This window comes from Pantoea sp. E2023-21, from assembly GCF_051302795.1.
Classification (GTDB): domain Bacteria; phylum Pseudomonadota; class Gammaproteobacteria; order Enterobacterales; family Enterobacteriaceae; genus Pantoea; species Pantoea ludwigii_A.
Map to the genome: position 1 here is coordinate 331,071 of NZ_CP195344.1, position 14,728 is coordinate 345,798.

Here is a 14,728-nt window from a genome sequence, read left to right on the forward strand (position 1 = left end):
CAGGGAGCCGTAATGAATAATGTCGAGTTAGAACAGATCGTCAACCAGCAATTGAATAACAGCGCCTTCAGCGACTATGCGCCGAACGGTTTGCAGGTTGAAGGGCGCGCCGAGGTGAAAACCATCATCACCGGCGTTACCGCCTGTCAGGCGTTACTGGATGAAGCGGTAAAGCGCAACGCCGATGCAGTGCTGGTGCATCACGGTTACTTCTGGAAGAGCGAAGCGCCGGTAATTAAAGGCATGAAGCGCCAGCGTCTGCGTACGTTATTGGCAAATGATATCAACCTGTACGGCTGGCATCTGCCGCTGGATGCGCATCCCGAGTTGGGTAACAACGCACAGCTGGCGCGCTTGTTTGATATTGAAGTTAAAGGCGAGATTCAGCCGCTGGTGCCGTGGGGCGAGCTGGCAGCACCCTTAAGTGGCGCGGCGCTGGCAGAGAAAATTGCCCAGCGTTTAGGCCGCACGCCGCTGCACTGCAGTGACAACGCCCCTGCGCTGATAAAGCGCATTGCGTGGTGCAGCGGCGGCGGTCAGGGCTTTATCGATAGCGCAGCCGCCTTTGGCGTCGATGCCTTTATTACCGGTGAAGTGTCTGAGCAAACCATCCACAGCGCACGCGAACAAGGTTTACATTTCTTTGCCGCTGGACACCACGCAACCGAACGCGGTGGAATCAAGGCGCTGGGCGAGTGGTTAGCTGCCCATCACGGCCTTGATGTGACCTTTATCGACATCGACAATCCTGCCTAATTTCTCCCCTTTCACGCCCTTAACCTGCGTTAGGGGCGCAAATCTGTTGACACATCTCTGTCACTTTCGCATAACTTATGGCCTTTACGCATAAACGATACATGCGGTTGCCATTCATGGCGCCCCTATAACATTCGTTCCGCGACATGTTTTGACTTTTACCAGGAGGTTGTTTTTGCAACGAGCACGTTGTTATCTGCTAGGTGAGCGCGCGGTGGTGCTGGAGCTGGAACCGCCGGTTTCGTTGGCCAGCCAGCAGCGCATCTGGGGATTATGTCAGCGTTTGCAGCAGAACGAGCAGGTAGAGGAAGTCATTCCTGGAATGAACAACCTGACGCTGCTGCTGCGCGATCCGCAACTCAATGCATTGGATGCCATGGAACGTTTGCAGCGTTGGTGGGAGGAGAGTGAAGCGCAACTGCCTGAGTCGCGCCGGGTCGAAATCCCTGTGGTGTACGGCGGTGCAGGCGGACCGGATCTGCAAGTGGTCGCCGATCGCGCCAATATGACGCCAAAGCAAGCGGTAGAACTGCACAGCAGCATTGATTACGTGGTCTATTTCATCGGCTTCCAGCCCGGTTTCCCGTACCTCGGTGGTTTGGATGAGCGTTTACACACGCCGCGCCGCGCCGAACCGCGTGTGATTGTACCGAGTGGCTCCGTGGGCATTGGCGGCAGCCAAACCGGCATCTATCCATTAGCCGCGCCCGGCGGTTGGCAACTGATTGGACACACGCCGCTTAGCCTCTTCGATCCGCTTCAGCATCCGCCAACACTGCTACGTCCCGGCGATAGTGTGCGTTTTGTGCCGCAGCAGGAGGGCGTATGTTAAAAATTCTTCGCGCAGGCATGATGGCCTCGCTACAGGACCACGGCCGCACCGGCTTCCGCCAATATGGCATCAGCGTTGGCGGCGCGCTCGATCAACCGGCAATGCGTACCGCCAATATGCTGGTGGGCAACCCTGAGCAGAGCGCGGTGCTGGAAATCGTGCTGGGACAACTTAAAGTGCAGTTTACCCGCGATGGCTGGTTTGCGCTGACGGGCGCCGGCTGCAATGCCGATCTGGATGGCAACCCCGTCTGGACCGGCTGGCGACTACCGATGAAAAAAGGTCAGGTGCTGACGCTGGCGACGCCAACGCGCGGTATGCGCAGTTATCTGGCGGTGAACGGTGGCTTTGCCGTGCCGGAAATGCTCGGTTCGGTTAGTACCGATCTCAAGGCGGCATTTGGCGGCTGGCAGGGACGTAAATTGCAGGACGGCGACGAACTGCCGTTGGGCAAACCGACGCGTGACTTCCATGATAAAGCCGGCGTGCGCCAGTTGCTGTGGGGCAACCGCATTCGTGCCTTAGCGGGCCCGGAATATAACGAGTTCTCCCGTGAGGCGCAGCAAGGTTTCTGGCGCAGTCCGTGGAAACTCAGCCCACAAAGCAACCGTATGGGCTATCGCTTGCAGGGACGTGAACTGAAGCGCGATGCCAAGCGCGATTTGCTATCACACGGTTTGGTGCCCGGCGTGGTGCAGGTACCGCCTAACGGCCAACCGATTGTGTTGATGGCCGATGCCCAGACCACCGGCGGTTATCCACGCATTGCCTGCGTTATCGAAGCCGATCTCTACCATCTGGCGCAAATTCGCCTTGGCGAGCCCATTCACTTTATTCACTGCACGCTGGAGGATGCGATCAGCGCCAAACAGCATCAACAACGTTCGTTCGACCAAATGGCTTGGGGACTGGCACATGAAGATTGATCTTAACGCCGATCTCGGCGAAGGCAGCGCCAGCGATCAGGCGCTGCTGACGCTGGTCAGTTCAGCCAATATCGCCTGTGGCTTCCACGCCGGTGATGCACAAACCATGCTGCAATCGGTGCGCTGGGCGAAAGCGTCTGGCGTGGCGATCGGTGCCCATCCGAGCTTCCCCGATCGGGAAAACTTTGGCCGCACCGCCATGCAGCTGCCGCCCGAAACGGTGTATGCGCAGATGATCTATCAGATTGGTGCGCTAAAAAGTATTGCGGAAAGCGAAGGTGAACGACTGGTGCACGTCAAGCCGCACGGCATGCTGTATAACCAGGCTGCGGGCGATCCGCAGTTAGCAGATGCTATCGCGCGCGCGGTAAAAGCCGTGGATAGCGGATTGATTCTGGTGGGATTGGCGGGCAGCGCCTCGATTACGGCGGCGGCGCATCATGGTTTGCGCACGCGCGAAGAGGTGTTTGCCGATCGTGGCTATCTGGCAAGCGGGGCTTTAGTACCCCGCAGTCAGCCTAAGGCGATGATTGAAGATGCCGATCAGGCGCTGGCGCAAACGCTGGCGATGGTGCAGCAGCGTCAGGTGCTAAGCATCAGCGGCGAATGGGTGAAGGTCAACGCGGAAACCGTTTGTTTACACGGTGACGGTGCGCACGCGCTCCAATTCGCCCGCACATTGCGTGCGGCATTTGCGACGCATCGGATTGCTGTCACCAGCGCATAACTTTTTACTTATTGCCCGGCATCATGCCGGGCTTTGTCTTTTCACATAAGGGAACAACATGGATAACGTGGTTAACCTCTGGCCGCTGCTGGGCATTGCCGCCATCATTGTGGGTTTTGTGCTGCGCTTTAACCCGGTGCTGGTGGTCATTGTAGCGGGCTTCGTCACCGGGCTGGCGGCGCATCTGCCGCTGGCGGATATTCTGGAAAAACTCGGTTCTGGCTTCCTCAATACGCGTAACCTGCCGCTGATTCTGCTGCTGCCGCTGGCGGTTATCGGCTTGCTGGAGCGTCATGGCTTGAAAGAGCGCGCGCAAAGCTGGATCGCGCAGATCAAAACCGCTACGGCGGGTCGTTTGCTGATCGTCTACCTGTTCGTGCGTGAAGCTACCGCCGCGCTGGGCTTGACCAGCCTTGGCGGCCATCCGCAGATGGTGCGTCCGCTGCTGGCACCGATGGCGGAAGGCGCCACGGAAAACCGCTACGGTGAAGTCCCGCCAGAAGTGCGTCACCGTCTGCGCGCCATGTCTGCGGCGACCGATAACATTGGTCTGTTCTTTGGCGAGGATATCTTCGTTGCCTTTGGCGCGATTATCTTCATGCATAACTTTATGCAGGAATCTGCCGGTATCAGCACTGAACCGCTGCATATCGCGCTGTGGGGCATTCCTACCGCAATTTGTGCTTTCCTCATTCATTCAGCCCGTCTGGTGCGTCTTGATCGTCAACTCTCGCGTGAATTGGGCGCGTTGAACCAGCAGGCGCTGAACGCCAAAGGAGGAAAGTAATGTTCCAGCAACAATATTTGATGTGGCTGGCAGGGGTGATCCTGCTGGTTGTCGCGGTACTTTCCTGGCGTGACAGCGCCAACCCGCGCCGTTTCACCACTGGCCTGTTCTGGGCACTGTATGGTCTGATTTTCCTGATTGGTGATGGTGCCTATCAGCTGATGGGGCAATGGGCGGGTGATGCCGAACTGGGCCGCCGCTGGTTGCATATCGGCGTGGGCGTTGCCGTGGTGTTGATGGCGTTAATCGCCGGTTTCGGCGGCGTGCGTTTGGGCCGCTATCATCAGCGCAGTGATGAGCAGAAGCAGGAAAGCGCAATGCGTCTGCGCAACAAACTGTTCCTGCCGGCGCTGGCGATTCCGCTGGTGACAGTGATTGGCGTACTGGCGTTTAACCATATTCCCGGTTTGCAGGACACCGTGTTTGGCCCGGGCAATCACTCCACGCTGGTGACACTGTTCTCAATGATGATTGGCTGCCTGCTGGGCTGGCTGATTGCGTTGAAAATTACCCATGAAAAGCCGCTGCAGTCGATGCAGGAAACCCGTCGCCTGCTGGACGCTGTGGGTTGGGCGTTTATTCTTCCGCAGATCCTGGCCACGCTCGGCCTGCTGTTCACCAGCGCCGGGGTCGGCACGGCGATTTCGCATCTCACCGAGCAGTATCTGGCGGTTGATAATCGTCTGATTGCCGTCGCGGTCTATGCGGGTGGCATGGCGTTGCTGACCATGGTAATGGGCAATGCGTTTGCCGCCTTCCCGATCGTCACGGCGGGCATTGGTATTCCGATTCTGGTGCTGCAACACGGCGGTAATCCGGCGGTGATGGCGGCGATTGGTATGTTCTCCGGCTATTGCGGCACGCTGATGACGCCGATGGCGGCCAACTTCAACATCGTGCCGGCGCGCCTGCTGGAGCTGCCAGACCGCAACGCGGTGATCAAGGCTCAGGTGCCAACCGGTGTGCTACTGTTGGTAGTGAATATTTTCCTGCTCTACTTCCTGATGTTCTTGTGAGGTTGCCATGAAAACGGTGTTAATGACGGCATTTGAGCCCTTTGGTGGCGAAAGTATCAATCCTTCGTGGGAAGCGGTGCGCAGCTTCGACGGTAAAGAGATTGCCGGTGCGCGCATTGTGGTGCGCCAGCTGCCGGTGGTATTTGCCACCTGTGGTGAGGTGTTGACGCGCGCACTGGAGGAGATTCAACCCGATCGCGTGTTGTGCGTTGGGCAAGCCGGAGGTCGCGCCGATATTACCGTTGAACGCGTCGCTATTAACGTGGATGACGCACGCATTCCGGATAACGATCAGCAGCAGCCGATCGATCAGCCGATTGAGGCCGATGGCCCGGCAGCCTATTTCTCTACGCTGCCGATCAAAGCGATGGTTGCCGCACTGCGCGAAGTGGGCGTGCCGGCTTCGGTATCGCAAACTGCCGGTACCTTCACTTGTAATCACGTGATGTACAGCCTGCTGCACTGGATTCATACCACTAACAGCAAGGCGCGCGGCGGCTTTATTCACATCCCGTACATGCCGGAACAAGCGGTAAATCACCCTGGTGTGGCAAGTATGGCCACCGCCAGCGTCATTCAGGCGCTGGAGACTTCGCTGCAGGTTATCCTGAGCACGGAAAGTGATATCCGCGTCGTTGGTGGCGCCACCCATTAACCGGAGTTTTTATGCCTGAGGGACCGGAGATCCGCCGCGCAGCGGATCAACTGGCAGCGGCAATGGTTGGCAAACCGCTCACCGATGTGTGGTTTGCCTTTCCGGCGCTCAAGACCTACGAACCGGCATTGATGGACGCCACCATCAATGCCTTCGAAACGCGCGGTAAAGCGCTGCTCACACACTTCTCCAACGGGTTAACGCTCTACAGCCACAATCAGCTGTACGGCGTGTGGCGTGTGGTGCCCACCGGTACGCAGCCGAATACCACGCGCCAGTTACGCGTGCGGCTCGCAACTGCGGATAAAACCATTTTGCTGTATAGCGCGTCGGATATTGAGCTGCTCAATGCCGATACCTTAGCCGCGCATCCGTTTTTGCAGCGCGTGGGCCCGGATGTGCTGGATGCCAGCTTAACGGTTGAGGAGGTGCGCGATCGTCTGCTGTCGCCACGTTTTCGTCGTCGCCAGTTCAGCGGCTTGCTGCTCGATCAGGCTTTTCTCGCCGGCTTGGGCAATTATCTGCGGGTGGAGATTTTGTGGCACGCCGGACTGCTGGCGTCACATCGGGCCCAGGATCTGAGCGAACAGCAGTTAACGGCGCTGAGTGAGGCGATGCTGGCGGTGCCGCGCTTGTCGTATCAGATGCGTGGCAGCATGAAGAAGTATCACGAGGATGCGGCTTTTCGCTTCGAGGTGTTTCATCGGCAGGGTAAGAAATGTCGGCGGTGCGGCGCGGTGATTGAGAAGGGCGTGTTGTCATCGCGGCCGTTTTACTGGTGTCCGGGATGCCAGTCGTAGCGGCGCGATTTATCGCGCAATAAAAAAGGCGGCCATTTGGCCGCCTTTCTCTTATTTATCCAGCGCCGAGGTAAAGGGACGCTCGGTGTAACCGGTATACAGCTGACGCGGACGCGCAATCTTCATGCCTTCGTCGTGCATCTCTTTCCAGTGTGCAATCCAGCCCACGGTACGCGCCATCGCGAAGATAACGGTAAACATGGAAGACGGAATACCCATCGCTTTCAGAATAATGCCTGAGTAGAAATCGACGTTTGGATAGAGTTTACGTTCAATGAAGTACGGGTCGTTCAGCGCAATGTGTTCCAGCTCCATCGCCACTTCCAGCAGATCATCTTTCATGCCCAGTTCATTCAGCACTTCGTGACAGGTATCGCGCATCACGGTGGCACGCGGATCGTAGTTTTTGTACACGCGGTGGCCAAAGCCCATCAGACGGAACGAGTCGTTCTTGTCTTTCGCGCGTTTAACGAATTCTGGGATGTGATCAACGGTGCTGATCTCTTCCAGCATGCGCAGTGTCGCTTCGTTGGCACCGCCGTGCGCCGGTCCCCACAGTGAAGCGATACCGGCGGCGATACAGGCAAACGGGTTGGCGCCTGAAGAGCCTGCGGTACGTACGGTAGAAGTAGACGCGTTTTGCTCGTGGTCGGCGTGCAGAATCAGAATACGATCCATCGCACGTTCCAGTACCGGGTTCACTTTGTACTCTTCGCACGGCGTGGCGAACATCATGTGCAGGAAGTTACCGGCATAAGAGAGGTCGTTGCGTGGATACACAAACGGCTGACCAATCGAGTATTTGTAGCACATCGCCGCCATGGTCGGCATTTTCGACAGCAGGCGGAATGCAGCGATTTCACGGTGACGCTCAATGTTGACGTCTAAGGAGTCGTGATAAAACGCTGCCAGCGCCCCGGTCACACCGCACATCACTGCCATTGGATGCGAATCGCGACGGAAGCCGTGGAACAGTCGAGTGATTTGCTCATGAATCATGGTATGGCGGGTAACGGTGGTGCGGAATTCTTCAAACTGGGCTTGGGTCGGGGCTTCGCCATTCAGCAAGATGTAACACACTTCGAGATAGTTAGAGTGGGTTGCCAGCTGGTCAATCGGGAAACCGCGGTGTAACAGAATGCCTTCGTCACCGTCGATAAAGGTGATCTTAGATTCGCAGGACGCCGTAGAGGTGAAGCCGGGATCGAAGGTGAACAGGCCTTGTGAGCCAAGGGCGCGCACATCAACAACATCTTGTCCCAGCGTGCCTTGCATCACGTCCAGTTCAACAGACGTATTATCTTGTAGGGTTAGCGTCACTTTTTTATCTGTCATTATTTCGTCTCCATAGCGCCTTTAAGGTAAGGATCTTAGACACCAGAATAGCCTTCATGTTGCATAAAACCACAATCTTCACAGCATCACTCTGCGGTAACGTGGTTCGTGCAGGGTTACAGAGTGAACGCTGAATTTGGGCCATTCGGTGGCATCGGGGCATGACATGCTGCACATCGAGGATGTTAAAGTTCCTGTCACGACATAACTTCTTGGTAACCAATAACCTGATGCTTTGTAATGCTTGTATTGGCAATGTTACATAACTTGAGCTTAGGGGAAAGTGTATCCCCATAACTTTTGTGCATCATAGGGCTTTAATGCGATTGTTTGTAACTGAAATGTTGATCTTTTGTCAAATCAGATAATTAAAAATGTATTAATTGTGAAATTCGTGAGCATGATCACTGTTCAACCTAAATGTGACCAAAGAGATTGTAGGGGAATTGTAATCAGAATGTGATCCTCCTATACTGCGGCCAGGTCTCCGGAACACCCTGACACCAGGAGCCACCCAGCGTTTTACCCGCTTTATTAACACTGGATGTTGCTATTTTGGTGGCGGTTGCAGTCTGAACACATGCTGTGTCTCTGTTGCAACTCAGGACCGGAGGAAGCAAAATAAAAAAGAGCTGTGTGGGCAAAACCGTGAAAAAACAAAGACCTGTTAACTTGGATCTCTCGACGATCCGGTTTCCCGTTACTGCAATATCGTCCATTCTCCACCGCGTCTCCGGCGTGATCACCTTTGTCGCCCTCGGAATTCTGCTCTGGTTACTGGGTCTCTCTCTCTCCTCTCCAGAAGGTTTCCAGCAAGCGGCATCCATCATGGATAGCTTCTTCGCCAAATTCATCATGTGGGGCATTTTAACTGCGCTGGCGTATCACGCTGTGGGCGGTATTCGTCATATGTTGGCTGATTTTGGCTTTATGGAAGAAACCCTGCAGGTGGGAACCCGTTCCGCGCAAGCGGCTTTTGTTATCACTGTCGTGCTCTCAATTTTGGCTGGAGTCCTCGTATGGTAAGCAATGCTTCTGCATTAGGACGCAACGGTATCCATGACTGGCTGTTACTGCGTGCTGCTGCAATCTTAATTACGCTCTACATTATCTACATCCTCGGTTTCGTCGTGATGACAGGCACGCTGACGTATGACGTCTGGCACGGCTTCTTCTCATCCGCCTTCACTAAAGTGTTCACCATGTTGACGCTGTTCTCGATTCTGATCCACGGCTGGATTGGGATGTGGCAGGTGTTGACTGACTATGTGAAACCGGTAGCAACCCGTTTGCTGCTGCAGTTTGTGATTGTGGTTGCGCTGTTGTCGTATGCAATTTATGGAATCGTTGTGGTGTGGGGTGTGTAAATGAGTTTGCCAGTCAGAGAATTTGATGCCGTGGTGATCGGCGCGGGTGGTGCAGGTATGCGCGCCGCTCTGCAAATCTCCCAATCGGGCCAAACCTGTGCCCTGTTATCCAAAGTTTTCCCAACCCGTTCCCATACCGTATCGGCGCAGGGCGGTATCACCGTTGCGCTCGGTAACACCCATGAAGACAACTGGGAATGGCACATGTACGACACCGTCAAAGGTTCCGACTTTATCGGCGACCAGGACGCGATCGAATATATGTGTCATGTCGGTCCGGAAGCGATTCTGGAACTGGAACATATGGGATTGCCATTCTCCCGTCTGGATGACGGCCGCGTGTATCAGCGTCCGTTTGGTGGTCAGTCGAAGAACTTTGGCGGTGAGCAGGCGGCGCGTACCGCTGCGGCTGCCGACCGTACCGGCCACGCCTTGCTGCATACGCTGTATCAGCAGAATCTGAAGAACAAAACCACCATCTTCTCCGAATGGTATGCGCTGGATCTGGTGAAAAACGAAGACGGTGCGATTGTCGGCTGTACGGCCATCTGCATGGAAACCGGCGAAACCGTCTACTTCAAAGCCAAGGCGACCATTCTCGCCACCGGCGGCGCGGGCCGTATTTACCAATCCACCACTAACGCCCACATCAACACCGGTGACGGCGTCGGTATGGCGCTGCGCGCAGGCGTGCCGGTGCAGGATATGGAAATGTGGCAGTTCCACCCAACCGGCATTGCCGGTGCGGGCGTATTGGTCACCGAAGGTTGCCGTGGTGAAGGTGGTTACCTGCTGAATAAGCACGGTGAACGCTTCATGGAACGTTATGCGCCGAACGCCAAAGATCTGGCGGGTCGTGACGTGGTAGCACGTTCGATGATGGTGGAAATCCGTGAAGGTCGCGGCTGCGATGGTCCGTGGGGCCCGCATATTAAACTGAAGCTCGATCATCTCGGTGCTGAAGTCCTGGAATCGCGTCTGCCTGGCATCCTTGAGCTGTCGCGTACCTTTGCTCACGTCGATCCGATTAAAGAACCGATTCCGGTGATCCCAACTTGCCACTACATGATGGGCGGCGTGCCGACCAAAGTGACTGGCCAGGCGCTGCGCGTAAACGAGCAGGGCGAAGATGTGGTGATTCCGGGGCTGTTTGCCGTCGGCGAAATCGCCTGCGTATCGGTACACGGTGCTAACCGCCTCGGCGGTAACTCGCTGCTCGATCTGGTGGTGTTTGGCCGCGCTGCCGGCGTACATCTGCTGGAGTGTATTGAAGAACAGGGTGAACTGCGTGAAGCCACGCAGGAAAATCTCGATGAAGCGATGGCACGCTTCAACCGTTGGGAAAATAACACCACCGGTGAAGATCCTGTCGAAATCCGTAAAGCGCTGCAGCGTTGCATGCAGAATAACTTCTCGGTTTTCCGCGACGGCGAGGCGATGCGTGAAGGTCTGGAAGAGCTGAAAGTGATACGTGAGCGCCTGAAATCAGCGCGCCTTGACGACCGTTCGCCAGACTTCAACACCCAGCGTATTGAGTGCCTTGAGCTGGATAATCTGATGGAAACCGCCTACGCGACAGCTGTAGCCGCCAACTTCCGTACCGAAAGCCGTGGCGCACACAGCCGCTTCGACTATCCGGAGCGCGATGATGCTAATTGGCTGTGCCACAGTCTCTATGTTCCGCAGACGGAAAGCATGACGCGCCGTGAGGTGAACATGCAACCGAAACTGCGTGCGGCCTTCCCGCCGAAAGCACGTACTTACTAATTGCGGAGATCATCATGAGACTCGAATTTTCAATCTATCGTTACAACCCAGAAGTCGATGCCAAGCCCCGCATGCAGGAATATACCCTGGAGTCGGAAGATGGTCGCGACATGATGCTGTTGGATGCGCTGATCCGTCTGAAAGAAAAAGACCCGACGCTGGCTTTCCGTCGCTCTTGCCGTGAAGGCGTGTGCGGTTCAGATGGTCTGAACATGAACGGTAAAAATGGTCTGGCGTGTATCACGCCGATCTCTGCGCTGGGCAACGGCTCGAAGAAAATTGTCATCCGTCCACTGCCGGGGTTGCCGGTGATCCGCGACCTCGTGGTAGACATGGGACAATTCTATGCACAGTATGAGAAGATTAAGCCTTTCCTGTTGAATAATGGGGAAAATCCTCCGGCGCGCGAGCATCTACAAAGCCCGGCTGAGCGTGAGCACCTTGATGGTTTGTACGAGTGTATTCTCTGCGCCTGCTGCTCAACCTCGTGCCCGTCGTTCTGGTGGAACCCGGACAAATTTGTGGGTCCGGCAGGCCTGCTGGCGGCTTATCGTTTCCTGATCGACAGCCGCGACACGGAAACCAATGCGCGTCTCGACAATCTAAACGATGCTTTCAGTGTTTTCCGCTGTCACAGCATCATGAACTGTGTGAGCGTGTGCCCGAAAGGCCTAAACCCAACGCGCGCCATCGGCCATATTAAGTCGATGCTGCTGCAACGCGGGGCGTAACAAAGAAGTCACTGTCCGGGAACTGCGGTTCCCGGATGTTTACGGAAGCCTCTATAAGCGCGGTACTGACCACGCTTATAAAGGTTCCCTTACGAGCCAGGCGCCGGTAGCGCACAGGTTCGTATCGCTGAACTCACTACGGCAAGCCGCGTAAGCGGTAACAAATGAAACCTCATAAAAAGCAGATTAATGCTTAAGGGATCACAATGCAGAACAGCGCGATGAAACCCTGGCTGGACTCCTCCTGGCTGGCCGGCGCGAACCAATCTTACATAGAGCAACTCTATGAGGATTTCCTGACCGATCCTGACTCAGTTGATGACATGTGGCGCGAGCTGTTCCAACAGCTGCCGGGCACTGGCGTGAAACCTGAGCAATTTCACTCCACCACGCGTGATTACTTCCGCCGCCTGGCAAAAGACGCTACGCGTTACACCTCAACCGTGACCGATCCGGCGACCAATTCCAAGCAGGTTAAAGTGCTGCAGCTGATCAATGCATTCCGCTTCCGCGGGCATCAGCAAGCCAACCTTGACCCGCTCGGCCTGTGGAAACAGGACGCTGTATCGGATCTCGATCCGGCTTATCACGATCTGACCGACGCCGATTTTCAGGAAAGCTTTAACGTAGGCTCCTTTGCTATCGGCAAAGAGACCATGAAGCTGGCTGATCTGTTCGCGGCATTGCAGCAGACGTACTGTGGCTCGATTGGTGCAGAGTATATGCACATCAACAACACCGATGAGAAACGCTGGATTCAACAGCGTCTGGAATCGGTGGTGGGCCACGCGTCTTTCAGCAACGACGAGAAAAAAGGTTTCCTGAAAGAGCTGACCGCGGCAGAAGGCCTGGAGAAATATCTGGGTGCGAAATTCCCAGGTGCGAAGCGCTTCTCGCTGGAAGGCGGTGATGCGCTGGTGCCAATGCTGCGCGAGATGATTCGTCACGCCGGCAAGAGCGGTACGCGCGAAGTGGTGCTGGGTATGGCGCACCGTGGTCGCTTGAACGTACTGATCAACGTATTGGGTAAAAAGCCGCAGGATCTGTTTGACGAATTCTCCGGTAAGCACAAAGAACATCTCGGCACCGGCGACGTGAAGTACCACATGGGCTTCTCGTCTGACGTGGAAACCGAAGGCGGCCTGGTGCATCTGGCGCTGGCATTCAACCCGTCGCATCTGGAAATCGTTAGCCCGGTAGTCATGGGTTCGGTGCGTGCGCGTCTGGATCGTCTGGCTGAGCCAAGCAGCAATAAGGTTCTGCCGATCACCATTCACGGTGATGCCGCGGTTATCGGCCAGGGCGTGGTGCAGGAAACCCTGAACATGTCGCAGGCGCGCGGCTACGAAGTGGGCGGTACCGTTCGCATCGTGATTAACAACCAGGTTGGCTTTACCACTTCCAACCCGAAAGATGCGCGCTCTACACCGTACTGTACTGACATCGGCAAAATGGTGCTGGCACCGATTTTCCACGTTAATGCGGATGATCCAGAAGCCGTGGCGTTTGTCACTCGCCTGGCGCTGGACTATCGCAACACCTTCAAACGTGATGTCTTCATCGACCTGGTGTGCTATCGCCGTCACGGCCACAACGAAGCCGACGAGCCAAGTGCCACTCAGCCGTTGATGTACCAGAAAATCAAAAAGCATCCAACGCCGCGTAAACTCTATGCCGATCAGCTGGAAAGCGAAGGTGTAGCGACCAGCGAAGATGCCACCGAGATGGTGAATCTGTACCGCGATGCGCTGGATGAAGGCGAGTGCGTGGTGCCGGAATGGCGTCCAATGAGTCTGCACTCGTTTACGTGGTCACCGTACCTGAACCATGAATGGGACGAAAGCTATCCAGCCACCGTTGAACTGAAACGTCTGCAGGAACTGGCGCGCCGCATCAGCAGCGTACCGGAATCGGTAGAAGTGCAGTCACGCGTCGCGAAGATCTACAACGATCGTAAAGAGATGGCCGAAGGCAACAAAGCGTTCGACTGGGGTGGAGCAGAAAACCTCGCTTACGCCACGCTGGTTGACGAGGGGATTCCGGTGCGTCTTTCCGGTGAAGATACCGGTCGCGGTACCTTCTTCCACCGTCATGCGGTGATCCATAACCAGACTAACGGTTCAACTTACACGCCGCTGCACCATGTCCATAACGGTCAGGGTCAGTTTAAAGTGTGGGATTCCGTGTTATCTGAAGAAGCGGTACTGGCCTTCGAATACGGTTACGCCACCGCAGAGCCGCGCGTGCTGACCATTTGGGAAGCGCAGTTCGGCGACTTCGCTAACGGTGCGCAGGTCGTCATCGACCAGTTCATCAGCTCCGGCGAACAGAAATGGGGCCGGATGTGTGGCCTGGTGATGTTGCTCCCGCACGGCTATGAAGGCCAGGGCCCTGAGCACTCCTCGGCGCGTCTGGAGCGTTATCTGCAACTCTGTGCTGAGCAGAACATGCAGGTGTGCGTACCTTCCACACCAGCGCAGGTTTACCACATGCTGCGTCGTCAGGCGCTGCGCGGTATGCGCCGTCCGCTGATCGTGATGTCGCCGAAATCGCTGCTGCGTCATCCGCTGGCAATTTCTTCCCTGGAAGAGTTGGCCACCGGTAGCTTCCAGCCGGCCATTGGTGAGATCGACGATCTGGATCCGCAGCAGGTAAAACGTGTGGTGCTGTGTTCGGGCAAAGTTTATTACGATCTGCTGGATCAGCGTCGTAAAAACGAGCAGACCGACGTGGCCATCGTGCGTATCGAACAACTCTATCCGTTCCCGCACAAAGTCGTGCAGGACGTATTGAAAAACTATGCTCATGTGCAGGATTTCGTGTGGTGTCAGGAAGAGCCGCTGAATCAGGGCGCATGGTATTGCAGTCAGCATCATTTCCGCGAAGTGGTTCCATTTGGTGCGTCACTGCGTTATGCAGGCCGTCCGGCTTCTGCTTCACCGGCCGTGGGCTACATGTCCGTACATCAAAAACAGCAGCAAGACCTGGTTAATGACGCGCTGAACCTTGGTTAATAAAAAGGAAAGAAA

General features: G+C 55.8%; 14 protein-coding genes. 13 read left to right on the forward strand and 1 reads right to left on the reverse strand.

Annotation, left to right across the window (positions count from 1 at the left end; all coding sequences use genetic code 11):
- Positions 1-12 precede the first annotated feature (12 nt).
- From ACRQ84_RS01610 to nei, 8 genes are all read left to right on the forward strand, one after another.
- Positions 13-756 (forward strand): type 2 GTP cyclohydrolase I, encoded by a 744-nt coding sequence (locus ACRQ84_RS01610; RefSeq protein ID WP_064740577.1) that lies wholly within the window; start codon positions 13-15, stop codon positions 754-756.
- 175 nt (positions 757-931) lie between these two features.
- The gene (gene pxpB, locus ACRQ84_RS01615; RefSeq protein WP_483817006.1) at positions 932-1,588 is read left to right on the forward strand and encodes a 5-oxoprolinase subunit PxpB; all 657 of its coding nucleotides are present in this window, start codon (positions 932-934) and stop codon (positions 1,586-1,588) included.
- A complete protein-coding gene (gene pxpC / locus ACRQ84_RS01620) occupies positions 1,582-2,514 on the forward strand; it encodes a 5-oxoprolinase subunit PxpC (RefSeq protein ID WP_483817007.1) in 933 nt (310 codons plus the stop codon). The genes pxpB and pxpC overlap by 7 nt, the downstream gene beginning before the upstream one ends.
- The gene (gene pxpA, locus ACRQ84_RS01625; RefSeq protein WP_483817008.1) at positions 2,504-3,241 is read left to right on the forward strand and encodes a 5-oxoprolinase subunit PxpA; all 738 of its coding nucleotides are present in this window, start codon (positions 2,504-2,506) and stop codon (positions 3,239-3,241) included. The genes pxpC and pxpA overlap by 11 nt, the downstream gene beginning before the upstream one ends.
- A gap of 58 nt (positions 3,242-3,299) precedes the next feature.
- Positions 3,300-4,028, forward strand: a complete 729-nt coding sequence (locus tag ACRQ84_RS01630) for a DUF969 domain-containing protein (RefSeq protein ID WP_064740581.1) — start codon at positions 3,300-3,302, stop codon at positions 4,026-4,028.
- A complete protein-coding gene (locus ACRQ84_RS01635) occupies positions 4,028-5,044 on the forward strand; it encodes a DUF979 domain-containing protein (RefSeq protein ID WP_483817009.1) in 1,017 nt (338 codons plus the stop codon). The genes ACRQ84_RS01630 and ACRQ84_RS01635 overlap by 1 nt, the downstream gene beginning before the upstream one ends.
- Positions 5,045-5,051: 7 nt before the next feature.
- On the forward strand, positions 5,052-5,699 hold the full coding sequence (gene pcp, locus ACRQ84_RS01640) for a pyroglutamyl-peptidase I (RefSeq protein ID WP_064740583.1): 648 nt from the start codon (positions 5,052-5,054) through the stop codon (positions 5,697-5,699).
- An 11-nt stretch (positions 5,700-5,710) separates the two neighbouring features.
- Entirely contained in the window at positions 5,711-6,499 is a 789-nt protein-coding gene (nei, locus tag ACRQ84_RS01645; RefSeq protein WP_483817010.1) for an endonuclease VIII, read from the forward strand.
- A gap of 51 nt (positions 6,500-6,550) precedes the next feature.
- Here the strand turns inward: nei and ACRQ84_RS01650 are convergent, their stop codons facing one another.
- Positions 6,551-7,834 (reverse strand): citrate synthase, encoded by a 1,284-nt coding sequence (locus tag ACRQ84_RS01650; protein WP_008107361.1) that lies wholly within the window; start codon positions 7,832-7,834, stop codon positions 6,551-6,553.
- Positions 7,835-8,470: 636 nt separating this feature from the next.
- Here ACRQ84_RS01650 and sdhC point away from each other — a divergent pair.
- From sdhC to sucA, 5 genes are all read left to right on the forward strand, one after another.
- On the forward strand, positions 8,471-8,860 hold the full coding sequence (sdhC, locus tag ACRQ84_RS01655) for a succinate dehydrogenase cytochrome b556 subunit (RefSeq protein ID WP_036621571.1): 390 nt from the start codon (positions 8,471-8,473) through the stop codon (positions 8,858-8,860).
- Positions 8,854-9,201 (forward strand): succinate dehydrogenase membrane anchor subunit, encoded by a 348-nt coding sequence (gene sdhD / locus ACRQ84_RS01660; protein WP_064740586.1) that lies wholly within the window; start codon positions 8,854-8,856, stop codon positions 9,199-9,201. Before sdhC ends, sdhD begins: the two co-directional genes overlap by 7 nt.
- On the forward strand, positions 9,202-10,968 hold the full coding sequence (gene sdhA / locus ACRQ84_RS01665; protein WP_483817011.1) for a succinate dehydrogenase flavoprotein subunit: 1,767 nt from the start codon (positions 9,202-9,204) through the stop codon (positions 10,966-10,968).
- Between the two features lie 14 nt (positions 10,969-10,982).
- Positions 10,983-11,699, forward strand: a complete 717-nt coding sequence (locus ACRQ84_RS01670) for a succinate dehydrogenase iron-sulfur subunit (RefSeq protein WP_007890649.1) — start codon at positions 10,983-10,985, stop codon at positions 11,697-11,699.
- Between the two features lie 206 nt (positions 11,700-11,905).
- Complete coding sequence (gene sucA / locus ACRQ84_RS01675) at positions 11,906-14,713, forward strand: 2-oxoglutarate dehydrogenase E1 component (protein WP_064740588.1); 2,808 nt, start codon at positions 11,906-11,908, stop codon at positions 14,711-14,713.
- The last annotated feature ends 15 nt before the right edge of the window (positions 14,714-14,728 follow it).

Bases quoted from the DNA above. Each gene is read 5' to 3' on its own strand.
- ACRQ84_RS01670 (WP_007890649.1), top strand. From the start codon at position 10,983: ATGAGACTCGAATTTTCAATCTATCGTTACAACCCAGAAGTCGATGCC.
- nei (WP_483817010.1), top strand. From the start codon at position 5,711: ATGCCTGAGGGACCGGAGATCCGCCGCGCAGCGGATCAACTGGCAGCG.
- ACRQ84_RS01635 (WP_483817009.1), top strand. From the start codon at position 4,028: ATGTTCCAGCAACAATATTTGATGTGGCTGGCAGGGGTGATCCTGCTG.
- sucA (WP_064740588.1), top strand. From the start codon at position 11,906: ATGCAGAACAGCGCGATGAAACCCTGGCTGGACTCCTCCTGGCTGGCC.
- ACRQ84_RS01610 (WP_064740577.1), top strand. From the start codon at position 13: ATGAATAATGTCGAGTTAGAACAGATCGTCAACCAGCAATTGAATAAC.
- pcp (WP_064740583.1), top strand. From the start codon at position 5,052: ATGAAAACGGTGTTAATGACGGCATTTGAGCCCTTTGGTGGCGAAAGT.
- pxpC (WP_483817007.1), top strand. From the start codon at position 1,582: ATGTTAAAAATTCTTCGCGCAGGCATGATGGCCTCGCTACAGGACCAC.
- pxpA (WP_483817008.1), top strand. From the start codon at position 2,504: ATGAAGATTGATCTTAACGCCGATCTCGGCGAAGGCAGCGCCAGCGAT.
- sdhA (WP_483817011.1), top strand. From the start codon at position 9,202: ATGAGTTTGCCAGTCAGAGAATTTGATGCCGTGGTGATCGGCGCGGGT.
- ACRQ84_RS01630 (WP_064740581.1), top strand. From the start codon at position 3,300: ATGGATAACGTGGTTAACCTCTGGCCGCTGCTGGGCATTGCCGCCATC.
- ACRQ84_RS01650 (WP_008107361.1), bottom strand. From the start codon at position 7,834: ATGACAGATAAAAAAGTGACGCTAACCCTACAAGATAATACGTCTGTT.
- sdhD (WP_064740586.1), top strand. From the start codon at position 8,854: ATGGTAAGCAATGCTTCTGCATTAGGACGCAACGGTATCCATGACTGG.